Here is a 17,388-nt window from a genome sequence, read left to right as displayed (position 1 = left end):
TATTTGAGCTTAACATTGTTTAGAATACCTATTTGGAGTAATATTATTATATTTCAAATTATCCTGTTATTTAATCATGTTTAGTCAAACCAGTGGTTTAGTGACTAGCATTATTTTCGCATTTTTTCTGGCATCTATCATTTCGTTAGGCATGTCATTATTCGGTCATTATTCCTTGCAGGGTGTTTATAACACCAAGAGTGGAAAAAAATTATGAAAAAATACTGGGTGACTAACTTGCGGGTATTAGCGACTCTTACTGTTATTTTGCTCCATGTTGCAGCCTTTGGTTCATTAAACGTGAAGACAATACCCTATACAGACTGGTGGATTTGCCATATTATTAATATATTTGGCAGGTTTGCTGTCCCTGTATTTGTCATGCTTTCAGGCTATCTACTCATTGGTAAGTACGACGAACTAGGTAGTTTTCTAAAAAAACGCTTCATAAAAGTTTTTGTTCCGTTTCTTATCTGGGGCCTGATTTACATTATTACCTGGAACATCTGGTTAAATTTTAAGGGGTTAGATGATGAAAGAACATCCTGGACAGTTAGCGAATTTGTTAAAAAAATTCTAACAGGTACCGGAGGGGGTGCGGCGCATTTGTGGTTTGTGTATATGCTTCTGAGTATCTATGCTTTCACACCTATTATCAGTCGATGGATAAAAGGAGGAGAAAATAGCCCTCCACTGGAAACCCGAAGGAATGAAATTTTCTATTTTTTAACCTTGTGGTTTGTAGGGAATGTAGTTTATACTTTAGTAAATAAGTGGTTTGGCTTCGAAATCAAGTTTGACCTCAGATATTTTACGGGTTTTATTGGTTATTTCGTATTAGGTTATTGGCTAGGAAATACAGGAACAAAACTCTCAAAAGGCATACTTATTCTCTTATTTTTAGCTTCTTGGGCGCTTACAGCCTATATTTGTTATATAGTCTCATGGCAAGAAGGATCATATCTATTTGATTATACAGATTATTTGAGTATACCTGTTATACTGATGTCTATATTCATGTTTCTTTTATTTCAGAAAGCTTGCAATGTAGATTTTCTACCTAAAATCATGGCCGAACTTGATAAAACAAGCTTTGGAATTTATTTAGTTCATGCCTTGATTTTGCGAATATTATCACGAGGATATCAGATTAACTATACATGGATTCATCCATTGGTCGGAATTACTAGTCATTTTTTGCTAACTGTTGCTATTAGTTATCTGATAGTAAAGATTATCAGTAAAATTCCTAAAGTTGGTAGTTGGATTGTAGGATAATTATCTGCGATATTTGCAAGAAAAACGCCCCTAGCCCCTTAAGGAGAGTTTATGACCAATTTCATTAGACTTTGGGCATAATTTTAAAGTACGGAGTAACCATTATAATTCTAATTACCCTCTTATTCAATCATGCTTATTCAAAACTACGAAGAATATCAAAAAGCCTATGAGGCGAGTGTGCAAGACCCTGAAGGCTTTTGGGCTGAAATTGCTGCCAATAATTTTGAATGGAAAAAACCCTGGACAAAAGTTTTAGACTGGAATTTCAAGGAACCAAAAATACATTGGTTTGTAGGTGGTAAACTCAATATTACAGAAAACTGCCTTGACCGCCACGTAAGAGATAAACCTCAGCAACCTGCCATTATCTGGGAACCTAACGATCCGGACGAAGATAGTGTTACACTGACCTACCGTCAATTATTTGACCGTGTATGTAGTTTTGCAAACGTATTGAAACGCAATGGTGTCAAAAAAGGAGATAGAGTATGTATCTATATGCCCATGATACCTGAATTAGCCATTGCAACACTGGCTTGTGCGCGTATTGGTGCCATTCACTCGGTGGTATTTGGTGGTTTTTCTGCCTCTTCTATTGCCGACCGTATCAATGACTCTCAATGTGTGGCTGTCATTACAACTGATGGCGCCGTGCGTGGTAATAAAACCATTCCGATGAAAGATACTGTGGACGATGCTTTGATTGGTTGTCCATCGATAAAGAAAGTAATTGTAGCCACTCGTACCCGCACCCCTGTGAGTATGATTAAAGGCCGTGATGTTTGGTGGGAAGAAGAAGTAAAGTTTGTAAACTCTGACTGTCCGGCTGAAGAAATGGATTCAGAAGACCCGTTGTTTATTCTATATACTTCTGGCTCAACAGGAAAACCAAAAGGCGTAGTGCATACCTGTGGAGGTTATATGGTCTATACTGCTTATACATTCCTGAATGTATTTCAATATAAACCGGGTATGATACATTTCTGTACGGCTGATATTGGATGGATAACAGGGCATTCATATATTGTTTACGGGCCATTAGCTTGTGGGGCTATTTCTTTAATGTTTGAGGGTATTCCTACTTATCCTGATGCCGGACGTTTCTGGGAAATTGTAGAGAAACATCGCGTGAATATTCTTTATACAGCACCAACAGCCATCCGTTCATTAATGGGCTTCGGAACGGAATATGTAGAAGGAAAAGATTTAAGTTCATTGAAAATATTAGGTTCTGTCGGTGAGCCGATTAACGAAGAAGCATGGCATTGGTATTCTAAAAATATCGGTAAAGATAATTGTCCGGTAGTTGATACGTGGTGGCAGACTGAGACTGCGGGTATATTAATTTCGGCTTTAGCCGGAATTACCCCTCTGAAACCAGCCTGGGCCTCTCTCCCACTTCCGGGTGTACAAATGATGTTGGTCGACGAAAGTGGCAACGAAATTTTAGGCGGAAATGTAAGTGGCAATTTATGCATTAAATTCCCGTGGCCATCAATTATCCGAACGACCTGGGGAGACCATGAGCGTTGTCGCACTACTTATTTTGCTACCTATCCGAACCTATATTTTACCGGCGATGGTGCTATGCGCGATGAGAACGGTTTTTATAGGATTACAGGCCGCGTAGATGATGTACTCAACGTTTCAGGCCATAGAATTGGCACTGCCGAGGTTGAAAATGCTATCAATATGCACACAGGTGTAGTAGAGTCGGCAGTTGTAGGTTATCCGCACGATATTAAAGGACAGGGTATTTACGCTTATGTGATTTGTGAAAGTCATATGAATGACCTTGATTTAACACGTAAAGATATTTTAGCTACCGTTTCAAGAGTAATTGGGCCAATCGCGAAACCTGATAAAATTCAGTTTGTGAGCGGCCTGCCTAAAACCCGTTCGGGCAAAATTATGCGCCGTATTTTAAGAAAAATTGCCGAAGGTGAAACTTCAAATCTGGGTGACACCACTACCCTACTTGACCCTGGAGTTGTGGAAGAAATAAAGAATGGTGCGCAGCAAATGAGATAGTTTGAAAGATTTTTCAACTTTACAAATCCCGTCCTTAAACCAGGATGGGATTTTATTTTTAGTGCTGTATCAATCAATTTCATTAACCTATATAAACAAAAAAAGCCGCTTCAAAGAAGCGACCTTTTCCCATACAAAATTATGAAAAAGCTATTACTTTTATCTTTAGACATCTGAAACCTCAAATAGTTTAACTATTGTTGGTTTGATGTACATTATTTCTTTAATTCTTTAATACGAGCCGCTTTACCTTGTTTTCCACGTAAGTAGAACAATCTCGCACGACGTACTTTACCATGGCGCACTACTTCAATTTTATCGATACTTGGTGATAAAATAGGGAAAATTCTCTCAACACCTACGCCATTTGAAATTTTACGAACGGTAAAACTCTCACCATTTGTACCAGCGTTACGACGCTGAATAACTGTACCAGTGTAAACCTGAATACGTTCTTTGTTACCTTCTTTAATTTTAACGTGAACGTTTACAGTATCACCTGCTTTAAAATCCGGTTGACTTTCTCTTTTGCCAGTAAATTCTGACTCAACCAATTTAATCAAATCCATTGTCTTTATTATTTACTTGATTATTAATTTAATCGTTTAGTGAAGCGGCTGAATCGTACAAATCCAGCATTCTCCTAATCGGAGTGCAAAATTAATAATTTTTCCTGTAAAATCCAAAAAACGTCTGGATTTTTCATTTGTTGTATTTCTAGGTGCTAATATATAAAAAAAAATGACTTGGGTAAAATTTGATTGAAAAAAAATTTAGTTTTTTTTCAATTTCGTATAAAAATATTCGTTATCCTGCTAAACCCGTTTAATCCTCTGCTTTTACCTTACCCCAACCCATAGTTGCTACCATCCAGTTTGGCAATGGTTTCTGCGTTTTTCTCTTTTTTAGGTCCAGATACCAGCCTATCTTTTTCAATATTGGCACTTTATGTGTTTCAACGAACTCTATCAGCGTACCATCGGGGTCTTCTATATAAGTGAATCTACCACCTGCTTCGCCCATATCAAAGGTATCGCTACTATCTACTGTAAAAGGAAAACCATTTTTTTGGCAAAGTTGTTTCAAATTATCCATATTTAATGTGTCGAAACACAAATGAATAAAACCTAAATCACCCCAACTACGGTTTTCGAATAGTTTTCTTGGCTTTGCATCTGATTCTAAATTCTGAACTAATTCTACTTCTACATTTCCTAATAAACGACTGAATGCCCCATTTCCGTTCATAGCTTTGCGTAATAATACTCTTCTGAATTTCACATTGCCTTTACCCAAAGTAGCAAAATCTTCAAATTTTCCGCTTTTATCGTAAGCTATCTGGTTAATTCCTAAGGTATCTTTATAAAGCTTTAAGGCCTTGTCAATATCGCTCACACCGATAATAACACCCACTACCCCACCTGTCAGGCTTCCGTTTGGCTTGAACCATGAATTATCTGGCACAATCTGCAATTGATTGCCATAAGGATCCCGCAACCAGCTATGGCTTTTATTCTCAGGTGATGTTTCAAGTTTTAACTTTTGTCTTTCAGCAAACTGCTTAACATCTAGTGACTTAATTTTCAGGGCAAAAATGCCATAATCACCTAATTCTGGAGTAAAAGCAGGAGCCAATGGTTCAGGGCGATTAGATTGCCAGATTTCGGCACCACCGCCACCGGCCATATTCAGAGCAAGAATGGCTCTGCGTTGCCGGATGACACCATTGGTGTGTGGAGTCATGAGTTTGGCTTCTGCCACATCATCAAAAAGCGGGACGTTCAGTCCTAATATTTTATTATACCAATTGAAAGCCTTCGCTGCATCTCTTACGCCAATCCCCACTTGTTGAATGCCGCTGATAAATTCTGACATGTTTAAAAAAAATTTAGTGATTGAGTGAATATAAACTCAATTAAAATCTTTACACTTTATATAAATGATAATAATTTTACTTAATCTCTGAACAATCTCTTGATATTAAGAGATATTCATTGAAAGATAGTTTTATTTATAGAATAATTAATTACAAATCACCCAATCACTCATTCACTAAATTATTCAGCGCAAATTTGATGAAAATTTTATTAACAAGAAAGCAGACACAGGAAGGTAATTATATTTCGGAGATAAAAGAAGCAGATGAATATACCATCGCCCATGAACCAATTGCTTCTATTGATTTGATGGAACGAGCATCAAGAGCATTTGTAAGTAGTTTTATTCAGCATTTTCCGGTTTCTTATAAAAAGCTACTAATCATTTGTGGATTAGGAGATAATGGTGGCGATGGATTAGCCATAGCCCGTATGTTATATGCTTTAGGATATGAATTAGAAGTGTTTGCTATTAACTATGCGTCTAAACAATCAACCAACTTTCAGATAAATCTTGCAAGATTAAAAAATAAAATTCAGCCAAAGTGGATTAATCATATTAATGAAATCCCAGATTTTCAGCCAAACAATTTAGTAATTGATGCGATATTAGGAGCCGGGCTCTCCCGACCTTTAGAGGATTTGATAAAATCAGTAGTTGAAAAACTGAATGATTCCAAAGCCGAAATTGTAACAGTTGATATTCCGACTGGCCTATTTGCAGATTCGTTAAATAACAAAGATGATACTATACTCAAGGCTACTCACACCATTTCGTTTCAATCACCTAAATTAGCTTTTGTCTTACCCCAAAATGCTGATTTTGTAGGCGATTGGACAATTGTAAATATAGGACTTAATGAAGGCTTTATTCAAAGCTTAAAAAGCCAATACGTGTACACGGATGGTGAAACTGCAAAAGCTTTAATAAAGCCACGCAACAAATTTGCTAACAAAGGAAACTTTGGTCATGCCTTAATGATCGCAGGTAGTTATGGTATGATAGGCGCTGCAGTACTTTCTACAAAAGCCTGTTTACGCTCAGGAGTTGGAAAAGTAACTGTTTATGCTCCTGGGTGCGGCTATGAGATTCTGCAAACCTCTGTTCCTGAAGCTATGTGCTTACCAAATAAAAGCACTGACGTTTTAGAAGAACTACCAAAATTAGAAAGTTATCAGGCTATAGGTATTGGTTGTGGAATAGGTACAAAACCTGAAACTGTTGGGTTAGTTGAACAGCTCTTGAAAAAAATAGAAGTACCTATTGTAATAGATGCGGATGCACTAAATATCATAGCTTCGGATAAAAAGCTTTTAAAGCTAATACCCAAAGGTGTGATATTAACACCTCATCCTAAAGAATTTCAGCGTTTGATTGGTAAGAAATGGGAAAATGATTATGAAAAATTAGACATCTTAAGCCAATTTGCAACAGAATATAAATGTATAGTTTGCCTGAAAGGTGCATTTACTGCAGTTGCACTGCCCGATGGCACAATCCACTTTAACTCTACCGGAAATGCAGGTATGGCTAAAGGTGGTAGTGGGGATGTTCTGACAGGTATGATATTAGCACTTTTAGCGCAAGGCTATACTTCGGAAGAAGCAGCAATCTTGGGCGTATATGAGCATGGGCTAGCCGGAGACAGAGCCGCCCAATTAAAAGGCACTACATCGATGGTTGCAAGTGATATAATCGAGAGTATCAGGTTTTAATTTTTTTTATCACGGAGTAACGCAGAGTTTTGCACGGGGTTACACAGAGTATTCTTCCATATAAATTCTATGTAACTTTACGCAAAACTCAGCGTCACTCCACGGTTGAATGAAAATCATGGATTCAAAATCACAAACTCTACTCTCCTGTTCAATTTCTTACCTTCTTCTGAATTATTATCTGCAATAGGCTTAGTATCTCCATAGCCTTTAAATTGAATACGTTTGCCTGCAATGCCCTTTTTAATGAGGTATTCTCGTACATTAAAAGCTCGCTCTAAAGATAAACGCTTATTTTGCTCGGGGTCACCAATATTGTCTGTATGTCCTTCTATGATAATATTCATGGTTGGGCTGTCCTTCATCATTTTCAGTAAGCCATTCAATTGCTCAAATGACTCAGATAATAAGCCTGATTCACCAATATTGAAATAGACCTTATCTAGTCTGAATTTATTCTCTTCTATTTTCACAGGAGCTGCTTCCTCCTTTGGAGCTACAATAGAGGTTGAGTCAATTGCAGGAGTTTCAACTTTCGGTACTTCAATTTTTGGCAAGTCTTTCTTAGGCGTTTCTTTTGGGGCAGGCCTTGGAGTAGTTTTTTGAACTACCGGATTCAGATAAATATTCTGTGTAAACTGCTGGTTTCGTTTAATTTTTGATAAGTCCAGGCTAGCTTGTTCCGAATCATAACCATTAGCAGAGGCTGTAAAAGTATAAGCATCCGGACTTAAGGCAAATGAGAAATCTCCGGTAGCAGAAACCAAAGCAGAGCCTGTTTTAGCGGCATTCTTATCAAACTGATAAATTATTTTACCTTTAACAGGCTTCTGTGTTTTTGCATCCAGAATTTTCCCTTTAATAGTCAATGTCACAGGCCCCGTAGGAGTAGTTGGTATTTTTCTTAATGGATTTTTTATATGAACGCCATAGAAATTCCAGAACTGCAGGGTTTGTTCTGGTGAATTTTTCCCCTCAATCAGATTAAAAAGTTCGATACCTGGGTCAAGTCTTTCGTAATAGACTGTAAAGCGATAGGCCTGTCCCGGTGAAACTGGTTTCGAATCCGGTAACTCAGGAATACCTGTCGACCTGATATACTTAAACCGTTTCCCATTTCCATTCAGATAGCTTTTAGGATTGATAGAAATGGTGGCAGTAGAGGTCTGTTGCCTTGGATTAGGCAAAGGAATTGGAAGATTATAATTCTGACTTCTGCGGTTACTGTATTGATAGCTGAAATAAATTATGGTAAATTCGTCGCGTAACTCTACTTTTTCAATATCTGTATCATAAGTTACCTGGTCATCAATCTCGGGTGTATGAGTAATGGTCTGACCAAAACTCTGTATATTACATAAGATGAAAATTAGCAGAAATATTCTTTTCATGGGCATACAATTTATTGCACAGAACTTAACGAAACAGCTCATTCAATTAGTTTAACACAATTGCTTAATATTTGTTAAAATCGGTTTCGCATATATTACGAAACATGAATGAAAATTATTATAAATCTTTCAAACAAGAAGGGTTGCCTATGTTTTTTTATTGAAATAATTATCCTACAATTTAAGAAATAGTCATCGTCGAGCATAAGTATGAAACATCTAGAAGATTTGATTTTATTAGGAGACCCCAGATTGTATGAAGTTTGTGAGCCCATTACGAAAGAAGAGTTACCACAAGTAACAGAGTGGGTAAAAAATCTACATAATGTAATGGAGGGAATACGAGCAAAATACAAATTTGGCAGGGGCATTGCCGCCCCACAACTGGGTATTATGAAACGTCTGATTTATGTAAATATAGACCACCCTGTAATAATAATAAATCCCGCCTTTGAAAATTTGAGTGACGAAATGTTTGAACTATGGGATGATTGCATGAGTTTCCCTAATTTGCTGGTTAAGGTGAAAAGGCATAAATCTTTGGTAATGAAATATTTAGATGAAAACTGGCAAGAGCAAAACTGGTATATGGAAGATGCACTCTCTGAATTATTACAGCATGAATATGATCATCTGAATGGTATACTTTGTACTATGCGAGCGATAGACGCGCAATCATTCAAGTGGAGACCTACTCCATAAATGTGCAAAAGTGCCTTATACGTTGGCTGGCACAGATTTTTAGTTATTCCAGTTACTTAAATTCACTAAAACTTTATAACAGCCATGAAACTTATAAATTATCTCTTAGTCATCTGCTTTGTGTTGATTATTTCATCTTGTGATGCCATTGCTGGTATTTTTAAAGCAGGTTTTAATACAGGTATTGTAGTTGTATTAATTGTAATTGTGTTGGTTATTGTGGGTCTTTTTAAAATGTTCGGTGGCGGAGGAAATAAAGGCTAACATATATCTATCTACTAATTTAAATAAACCATGAAAGTTTTAACCCCATTTTCTGAATAATCAGACTTGCTGATTTGGAAAGTGGGGTTTCTTTATTTATCAATTTTAATCATCTTTCAAAAAATCGTTCTGACTTTGCAAAAGCACCAACCATGCTTCTTTCACTTTGTTCTGCGCCAAAAGCCTTTGTGCTTCGTCATGCAATAGATTCTCCAGATAAGCACAGCCGTTCATAACCTGATCAAAAATATCTTTCAGCAAAGGAGTTTGCCTGAATGCCAGTACTTCTTCCTTAGTAGGTAAAGCCTCAATATTTCCCAATTGTCCCAGATGATTACCTGTTAATATTTTAGATAATCGGATACTTTCCGGAATAGCATCATAACCAATACCAATTTTTGTATTTGGCTTTTCTACCTCAAACATGGCTCCTTCGCTGATATGTGCATACCAATCTGCTCCCAGCCGTGCAACCCAATCAGTTTTTCGTTGGTCTATTTTACCATTTTCCCCAATAATATGTTCAGAGAAATGCGCCATTATTATCTGGCATATATAAAGGTTCATCGTCCCAATTTCTCGCACCTCCAGTACTTTACACTCAAATTGTGCTGGTGATTCTTTTACCCTTGGCGGAGTAACCAGTAGAGACGGTTCAGGAGTAAATCCTGCTTTAACAAACTCATTGGTACCTCGGGGATACTCGACACTTGCCAGTGACATTTGTTGTACCATGGCAAAATCAACCATATTGATCACTACTTCATGTACTTCACTAATATTGAGAGTAGTGTCCTTTTTTGATCCATCTCGCCCACGATTATTGGGCGCAAATACCAATAAAGGTGGATTAATACCCATGATATTAAAAAAACTGAAAGGACTTAGATTGACATTACCTGCCTTGTCAATACTACTGACAAAAGCAATAGGACGTGGAGCCACAGTTCCGGTAAGGTAACTATAAAAGACTCTGGCATCTAAATCTTTAGGGTTGAGTGTAAGCATAGTGATTAAAATTAAGCTGGCTTTTTATGGCGAATCAAACCAAACATCATGGCAAATGCAGTCAGGAATATTACCTGAGTCAGTAAACCTTTATTTACCTCTAAAATTTGATGTGAGATTGGTATAGCCAGAAAGAGTAAAATGGTAATCAGTCCTCTTGGAGCAATATAAAGCAAAGGTTCTGTTTTGATTTTTAATAAGGTAAAAATCAAATATCGGCCTGCAAAGATGAATACCAATATCAGAATAGCATTGACAAAATCAGACAAGCTTAATAAAGCTTTAAGGTTGGTATAATAACCAAACATAATGAAAAAGAAAGACCTGATAACAAAAGTTACCTCGGCAATCAAATGCTCAAATGAGTTAACTTCTGCTTTGATACTTTCTGGATTTATCCATTTTTTTACAAAATCGAATTTTATCAGATGGACATTGTTTAAAAATAAGCCAAAAATCAGTACAAGCATTAAAGAGGGTAAATGATATATCTTCGTAATTACATACAACAAAATCAGAATCGTAACAATTGGAATATATTTGATATGATGATTAAGTTTACTAATCATACTTCCTAACCCAATACTTGCCACAACAGATAAGGCTATGATAATGATAATATCAAATAAAAATGAAGTAAAAGTACCTAAACCAAATGAATTATGCAGGACAAGGAAATTAAAGAAAATAATACCAAGAATATCAGACATCGAACTTTCGTAAATTACAAATTCCCGGTTATATGAAGAGAGATTTTTTACACTAGGGATAGCAATGGCACTACTGATGATTCCTAAAGGAATAGCATTAATAAGACAGGTAAGAATAGGCTTATTTGTCAGATAATATAATCCTACAGTTAAAATTATACTAAAAAGAGCCAGTCCTAGAAAAGCGCTTTTTACGGTAGATGAAAATAGCTTCTGTTTCTGGGCATTAATTTCTAATTCAAGCGAACCTTCTAATACTATAAGTATCAAACCGATTGTGCCAACTACAGGAAGATAAGGTTCTAAATTAGGAACCCGAAAATTCAGATTATTAGTGATAATTTTGGCCAGTATACCTACAGTAAGCAATAAAACAACGCCAGGAATTCTGGTATTTTTAGAGGAAATATCAAATAAGTAAGCGATAAGTATCAGCGAACAAATGATAATAATAATCGTATTGGTCATAAGGTCGTGAGGTTTGTTGATGAATACAACAGTTCTTTGGAAGCGTAAATTACAAATAAATCAACGACTTGCAACTATTTTACCGCTGACCTCACCAAACCCTATCCTTATCCCATCTTTCTCACAGTATCCCTTAATAGCTAAGGTATCACCATCTTCTAAAAATCCTCTTTGTTGGCCATTATCTAACATTACGGGTTGTTTTCCTCCTAAAGTTAGTTCCAGTAAACAACCATTACTATTGGGCATTGGCCCACTAATAGTACCCGAAGCCAGAATATCGCCTATTTTAAGGTTACAACCATTCATAGTATGATGGGCTATCTGTTGAGCCAGATTCCAGTACATATATTTAAAATTGGTACGGGATATAATATAGCTTTGATTATTAGGTAAAGAAAGGTGGACATCTAAAGCTATATCAAAATTTTTCTTCCCTTCAAATGCCAGGTAAGGCAAAGGCTTAGGCTCTTGCAAAGGAGTTTCAGTTCTGAAATGCTCCAAAGCTTCTAAGGTAACTACCCATGGTGAAATAGAAGAAGCAAAGTTTTTACCTAGAAATGGCCCCAAAGGTTGATACTCCCATCGTTGTATATCACGAGCCGACCAGTCATTAAACAATACCAAACCAAAGACATAGCTTTCGGCATCTTCTGTACTTATACTTTCACCTAAGATTGAATTTTTTCCTACAATTGCACCGATTTCCACTTCAAAATCCATTTCTTTAGTTGGAGAGAAAAAAGGTATTGGACTATCAGCAGATTTTATCTGCCCTTTTGGACGGATAATGGGTGTGCCTGAAACTACAATCGAACTGGCACGTCCGTGATAAGCAATGGGTATATGCTTCCAGTTAGCCACTAAAGGGTTGTCAGGTCGGAACATCTTGCCTACATTGGTAGCATGTTCCAGACTGGAATAAAAATCAGTATAATCGCCTACCTTTACAGGTAGATGCATGGTAACAGATTCGATAGGATAAAACGCCTGATTGAAATATCTTTTAAGAGGGGATTTTTCTTGTATAAGCCATTCCTGTAACTCAAGCCTGATGGCTGTAGTTTTCTTTTTGCCTAAGTTGATAAAGGCATTCAGATGCGTTTGGTTAAATATGTTGCGAGGAACTTCTAATAAACCGAACTTTCGTAATTGTTCTAAATCTATTACAAAATCACCTATGCGAACGCCTACTCTAGGTGAGTTTTTGCCAATACTAAATATACCAAACGGAAGATTATGAATAGAGAAATCAGAGTCTGCAGGAATATTTAGCCAGGAATTCATTATGATTTGAAACAAATTAATTGAGTTGAGAGGAATTAGCTGACGTTTTTATGAATCGTGTTCATGATTCTAACCAATTCATCATAATCATTATCTGCTAGCCCATCCCACGATTTTCTTCTTACTTCACCAATTACCTCCAATGCTTTAGTATGTAAATGTTCTCCTTCTTCGGTCAGAAATATATTAAACTTTCTTCTGTCGTCGTCGGCCATCTGGCGTCTTACCAGTTTTTTATCTACTAATAAATCCAGAATACGGGTTACAGTAGGGGCATCTTTCGCAGTATCAACTGCTAAATCATTCTGACTGATTCCAGGTTTGGGCTTAATATGGTCAAGCACCACCCATTGGTCAACAGTCAGGTCAATACCATTATCAGTTAGCCCCTTTTGCATAAAACTACGAATACGCTTGATAGTCGTGTCTATTTTAAAAAAGTAGGAGCGTTGGTCAGAGTGCGTCATTGTTTGTTGCTGGTCAATCCTTTTGTAAGCAAATATTTTGTTGTAATGCTTTTAAACGGTAAAATATTTTACAAAAGTAGGAAAAACCTTCAATTATTGACATACTAATAATTGTTGCTCCAAAACTTTTTCAAATTCGGGCAAAGAATGAAACAACTGTTCGTAAGAATCTATAATGAAATACTTTTTCTGGTATTCATCAATTTTTACTTCTGTAGCAATTATTTCTTCAATATTGTAAGGTACTCTTTCTGGTATATCGCTATGCAGGCTATATTCACTTTCGCCGCTCGACGATAAAATACCACCTCCATAAATCTTTACCTGATTATCTTCTCTTACCAGACCAAATTCAACCGTATACCAATACAATCGTTGCATCATCCTGATTGCAGCTTCATCTCTAATATATTTCAAAGAGATCTTACTGAATTTCGCCAGAAAATCACAAAAAGCTTTGTTCGTCAATAAAGGCACATGACCGAAAGTATCATGAAACATATCTGGTTCTTCCAGGTACTCCAATTGGTCGCGACGTCTCAACCAGGTTGAGGCTGGAAACTTTTTATCTGCCATCAATTCAAAAAACTCTTTGATTGGTACTAAGCCCGGCACACCTATGACCGACCAGCCTGTTAAGGCCTGTAATCGTGGGTTCAATTCCTTTTCAAAAGCAGGAATATGCTCAGCTACAAAGCCTGCCTTATCAATCCCCTCTAAATAATCTTTACTTGCCAGTTCTGGCAATTTATTTAATTGTCTTTCAAACAACAGACGCCATACTTCATGGTCGTCGGCTGTGTATGACGAATATGCCTGATTCATGATTTTATCTTGTTTATCACAAAGTGCCTCTCAGCACCTGTTCTCTTTCAATGGCCTCAAAAAGCGCTTTAAAGTTTCCTTTACCAAATGACTTTGCTCCTTTTCTTTGAATAATCTCAAAGAACATGGTCGGACGAGGTTCAATCGGTTTGCTAAAAATCTGTAAGAGGTACCCCTCATCATCACGGTCGACCAGTATACCTAAGGACTGCAATTGTTCCATTTCTTCATCAATATCTCCGATACGGCCGCGTAATTCTTCATAATAACTGTCCGGTACACGCAAAAACTCAACTCCTCTTTCTCTTAAATGCGTAACCGTTGTAATAATATCATCAGTGGCTACGGCTAAGTGCTGTACCCCCGCACCTTCATAAAAATCAAGGTATTCCTCTACCTGCGATTTCTTCTTACCCTCAGCGGGTTCATTAATAGGGAATTTGATTCTCCCATTTCCGTTCGACATTACCTTACTCATCAAAGCTGTATAATCTGTCGAAATATCCTTATCATCAAAACTTACTAATTGGCTAAAACCCATCACTTTAGCATAAAAATTCACCCATTGATTCATCTCATGCCATCCTACATTACCCACCATATGGTCAACAAATTTAAGCCCAACCGGAGCAGGATGATAAGTTGGCGTCCAGGCACGAAAATCAGGCAGAAATACCCCATTGTACTGGCTTCTTTCTACGAAAATATGCACTGTATCACCATAGGTATGGATACCCGAACGAACCACGATACCATGCTCATCTTTCTCTTCAATTGGTTCCATATAAGGTTTTGCGCCCCGAGAGATGGTTTCATAGTAGGCATCACGGGCATCGTCTACCCAAAGTGCTACAACTTTTACTCCATCGCCATGCTTGTCTATATGCTTGCCGATTTCGGTGCCACCATGCAAAGGGGAAGTAAGTACTAAACGGATTTTGCCTTGTTGCAGCACATAACTCTCCCGGTCTTTCAAACCTGTTTCTAATCCTGCATAAGCAAGGGGTTGAAAGCCAAAAGCAGATTGGTAATAATGAGCTGCCTGCTTGCAGTTACCTACGTATAATTCGAGATAATCTGTACCATTAATAGGCAGAAAATCTACATTTTCTGTTTTATCTAAAATATCTGATTGTTGATGAAGCATAATTGCGTACGTTTTGAGTGGAATTACTTATTCTATCCAGCTATGAAAATATTTACCGTCATCAAGTTGAAGGGCCTCTTCTGTGAGCTGTAATGGTCTGAAAGTATCAACCATTACGGCTAATTCATGCGCCTCTTTTTTACCAATACTACGTTCCATGGCACCTGGCGCCGGCCCATGTGGGATACCACCGGGATGCAATGTAATATGCCCCTGAGCAATATCATTACGGCTCATAAAATCACCATCGACATAATAAATCACCTCGTCAGAGTCAATATTAGAGTGATTATATGGCGCAGGGACGGCTTTCGGGTGGTAGTCAAACAATCTTGGGCAGAAGGAGCAAACCACAAAAGCATCGGTCTGAAATGTCTGATGAACTGGCGGTGGTTGATGAATACGACCGGTAATAGGCTCAAAGTTATGTATTGAAAATCCCCAGGGATAATTGTAACCATCAAAACCAACTACATCAAAAGGATGATATTGATAAACTAAACTATGGAGTTGATTCTGCTTTTTAATTTTGATAATAAATTCCCCTTTTTCATCATGGGTTTCAAGAGTTGAAGGCAGTTTATAATCTCGTTCACAATACGGAGAATGCTCTAGTAATTGCCCGAAATAATTCCGGTATCTCTTCGGTGTATAAATTGGAGAATGCGATTCTACATAAAAAATCCTATTGTCAGTTGTATCAAAATCTATCTGATAAATCATTCCTCTGGGAATAATCAGATAATCTCCATATTCAAAAACAATATTTCCTAACTGCGTGCGTAAAGTGCCAGAACCTTTATGAATGAACAGTAGTTCGTCCGAGTCGGCATTTTTATAGAAATACTCCCGTAGTGATTTTTGTGGAGCAGCTAAGCCTATAATACAATCCTTATTAACCAGTAATGGAACACGGCTATCAAGAAAATCTTCTTTTGGTTCTACATTAAATCCAATCAGCTTGCGCATCATTAACTGTTGTGCATTGGCTATTTTGGGAGTTATATCTTTACTATCCAATATTTGCATTACCTGCGTAGGCCGGTGTATATGATACATCAGCGAAGCCATGCCATCGAAACCGATTGTACCAAAGAGCTGCTCATAATACAGCCCACTTCCATCCGGCTTCTCAAACTGCGTGTGGCGTTTAGCAGGTATTTTTCCTAGTTTATGATAGACAGGCATATATATTTGCTATAACAATTATTGTCTAGCAAAATAAAATAAAAATAATTGTTATGACAAATAATTTATCAATATTTTTTTATTGGATAGGACAAAAAAGAGTTTTTACTGTTAAATTGGATCATTGAAAATACTTAAGCAGAAATTCTTTCAGAAAAGAATTAAGTTTGAATCGAATTTGTTGAACCACTATGAATAATCAAAAATATACCGGAAACTTTTATAAATACCAGGGCACAGGCAACGACTTTGTGATGATTGATAACCGTGACGGCCAGTTTCCTGTCAGCCAGACTTATATAGAACATCTTTGTCACCGCCGTTTTGGCATTGGTGCAGATGGGTTAATTTTACTACAAAATGATCCTGATTACGATTTCAGAATGGTGTATTTCAATGCCGATGGTCGTGAAGGAAGTATGTGTGGGAATGGTGGCCGTTGCACTGTGCGCTTTGCAGAAGATCTGGGTATTTTTAATGGCAGTACTACTTTTATTGCTGTTGATGGTGAACATGAAGCCTCAGCTAGTACAGAAGTTATCTCATTAAAAATGGGCGAAGTTCATAGTCTCGAACAAAATACTGATTATGATTTCATGAATACAGGCTCACCACATTATGTACAATATGTGTCTGATATTAAAAATTTTGATGTATTTAATGAAGGCAAAAAAGTAAGGTACTCGGATGAATGGGTGAAACGTGGTGGTACGAATGTAAATTTTGTGGAAGTACTTGATAATGAAACTATCTATGTAAGAACTTACGAAAGAGGCGTAGAAGATGAAACCTATTCATGCGGCACGGGAGTGACCGCATCTGCTCTATCCGCTTATTTGAAACATGGCCTGCAAAGCCCTGTTAAAATCATTACCAATGGCGGTAACCTGCAAGTGTCTTTCGATAAAGACTTCCAGAATGTCTATCTGATTGGCCCGGCAGTCAAGGTTTTTGACGGAAAATTATAAATCTTTAGTCCTGATGTATAATCAGGATTTTTTTTTGCTTGCTTTATTGTTACATCCT

Annotated in this window: 17 protein-coding genes; 7 read left to right on the top strand and 10 right to left on the bottom strand. The window is 37.2% G+C overall.

Features of this window, described 5'->3' with window-relative positions; all coding sequences use genetic code 11:
- The first annotated feature begins 40 nt into the window (after positions 1 to 40).
- The 3 genes from D0T08_RS28270 to acs all read left to right on the top strand — a co-directional run bounded on the left by D0T08_RS28270 (position 41) and on the right by acs (position 3,312).
- Complete coding sequence (locus D0T08_RS28270) at positions 41 to 217, top strand: DUF6814 family protein (RefSeq protein WP_409012945.1); 177 nt, start codon at positions 41 to 43, stop codon at positions 215 to 217.
- Entirely contained in the window at positions 214 to 1,278 is a 1,065-nt protein-coding gene (locus tag D0T08_RS21720) for an acyltransferase (RefSeq protein ID WP_116984804.1), read from the top strand. The genes D0T08_RS28270 and D0T08_RS21720 overlap by 4 nt, the downstream gene beginning before the upstream one ends.
- A gap of 132 nt (positions 1,279 to 1,410) precedes the next feature.
- Positions 1,411 to 3,312: an acetate--CoA ligase gene (acs, locus tag D0T08_RS21715; RefSeq protein WP_116984803.1), complete on the top strand. Its 1,902-nt coding sequence runs from the start codon at positions 1,411 to 1,413 to the stop codon at positions 3,310 to 3,312.
- 215 nt (positions 3,313 to 3,527) lie between these two features.
- Here acs and rplS read toward each other — a convergent pair whose 3' ends face one another.
- Both rplS and D0T08_RS21705 read right to left on the bottom strand, forming a co-directional pair.
- Positions 3,528 to 3,881 carry a 50S ribosomal protein L19 gene (rplS, locus tag D0T08_RS21710; protein WP_116984801.1) on the bottom strand — a complete coding sequence of 118 codons (354 nt, stop codon included), beginning with the start codon at positions 3,879 to 3,881 and terminating at the stop codon, positions 3,528 to 3,530.
- Between the two features lie 256 nt (positions 3,882 to 4,137).
- Positions 4,138 to 5,187 (bottom strand): VOC family protein, encoded by a 1,050-nt coding sequence (locus D0T08_RS21705; RefSeq protein WP_116984799.1) that lies wholly within the window; start codon positions 5,185 to 5,187, stop codon positions 4,138 to 4,140.
- A gap of 200 nt (positions 5,188 to 5,387) precedes the next feature.
- On the opposite strand from D0T08_RS21705, the gene D0T08_RS21700 reads away from it, so the two are divergent.
- Positions 5,388 to 6,905: an NAD(P)H-hydrate dehydratase gene (locus tag D0T08_RS21700; protein ID WP_116984798.1), complete on the top strand. Its 1,518-nt coding sequence runs from the start codon at positions 5,388 to 5,390 to the stop codon at positions 6,903 to 6,905.
- Between the two features lie 116 nt (positions 6,906 to 7,021).
- Here D0T08_RS21700 and D0T08_RS21695 read toward each other — a convergent pair whose 3' ends face one another.
- On the bottom strand, positions 7,022 to 8,296 hold the full coding sequence (locus tag D0T08_RS21695; protein ID WP_158561327.1) for an OmpA family protein: 1,275 nt from the start codon (positions 8,294 to 8,296) through the stop codon (positions 7,022 to 7,024).
- Positions 8,297 to 8,506: 210 nt separating this feature from the next.
- On the opposite strand from D0T08_RS21695, the gene D0T08_RS21690 reads away from it, so the two are divergent.
- Both D0T08_RS21690 and D0T08_RS21685 read left to right on the top strand, forming a co-directional pair.
- Positions 8,507 to 8,998: a peptide deformylase gene (locus D0T08_RS21690; RefSeq protein WP_116984795.1), complete on the top strand. Its 492-nt coding sequence runs from the start codon at positions 8,507 to 8,509 to the stop codon at positions 8,996 to 8,998.
- Positions 8,999 to 9,082: 84 nt separating this feature from the next.
- Positions 9,083 to 9,262 (top strand): hypothetical protein, encoded by a 180-nt coding sequence (locus tag D0T08_RS21685; protein WP_116984793.1) that lies wholly within the window; start codon positions 9,083 to 9,085, stop codon positions 9,260 to 9,262.
- A gap of 105 nt (positions 9,263 to 9,367) precedes the next feature.
- Here D0T08_RS21685 and D0T08_RS21680 read toward each other — a convergent pair whose 3' ends face one another.
- From D0T08_RS21680 to D0T08_RS21650, 7 genes are all read right to left on the bottom strand, one after another.
- On the bottom strand, positions 9,368 to 10,270 hold the full coding sequence (locus tag D0T08_RS21680; RefSeq protein ID WP_116984791.1) for a flavin reductase family protein: 903 nt from the start codon (positions 10,268 to 10,270) through the stop codon (positions 9,368 to 9,370).
- An 11-nt stretch (positions 10,271 to 10,281) separates the two neighbouring features.
- Entirely contained in the window at positions 10,282 to 11,448 is a 1,167-nt protein-coding gene (locus tag D0T08_RS21675) for a cation:proton antiporter (protein WP_116984789.1), read from the bottom strand.
- A 60-nt stretch (positions 11,449 to 11,508) separates the two neighbouring features.
- Positions 11,509 to 12,735 carry a fumarylacetoacetase gene (fahA, locus tag D0T08_RS21670; RefSeq protein ID WP_116984787.1) on the bottom strand — a complete coding sequence of 409 codons (1,227 nt, stop codon included), beginning with the start codon at positions 12,733 to 12,735 and terminating at the stop codon, positions 11,509 to 11,511.
- A 35-nt stretch (positions 12,736 to 12,770) separates the two neighbouring features.
- Positions 12,771 to 13,202: a MarR family winged helix-turn-helix transcriptional regulator gene (locus D0T08_RS21665; RefSeq protein WP_116984786.1), complete on the bottom strand. Its 432-nt coding sequence runs from the start codon at positions 13,200 to 13,202 to the stop codon at positions 12,771 to 12,773.
- A 93-nt stretch (positions 13,203 to 13,295) separates the two neighbouring features.
- Entirely contained in the window at positions 13,296 to 14,027 is a 732-nt protein-coding gene (gene phhA, locus D0T08_RS21660; protein ID WP_116984784.1) for a phenylalanine 4-monooxygenase, read from the bottom strand.
- Positions 14,028 to 14,043: 16 nt separating this feature from the next.
- On the bottom strand, positions 14,044 to 15,174 hold the full coding sequence (gene hppD, locus D0T08_RS21655; protein WP_116984782.1) for a 4-hydroxyphenylpyruvate dioxygenase: 1,131 nt from the start codon (positions 15,172 to 15,174) through the stop codon (positions 14,044 to 14,046).
- Between the two features lie 27 nt (positions 15,175 to 15,201).
- Complete coding sequence (locus D0T08_RS21650; RefSeq protein ID WP_116984780.1) at positions 15,202 to 16,362, bottom strand: homogentisate 1,2-dioxygenase; 1,161 nt, start codon at positions 16,360 to 16,362, stop codon at positions 15,202 to 15,204.
- Between the two features lie 191 nt (positions 16,363 to 16,553).
- On the opposite strand from D0T08_RS21650, the gene dapF reads away from it, so the two are divergent.
- Positions 16,554 to 17,330, top strand: a complete 777-nt coding sequence (gene dapF, locus D0T08_RS21645) for a diaminopimelate epimerase (protein ID WP_116984779.1) — start codon at positions 16,554 to 16,556, stop codon at positions 17,328 to 17,330.
- The last annotated feature ends 58 nt before the right edge of the window (positions 17,331 to 17,388 follow it).

It is taken from the genome of Emticicia sp. C21 (assembly GCF_003418935.1).
Taxonomy (GTDB): Bacteria; Bacteroidota; Bacteroidia; order Cytophagales; family Spirosomataceae; genus Emticicia.
Note: the sequence above shows the minus strand (reverse complement) of the source record. Positions and strands in the feature narration are given on the sequence as shown.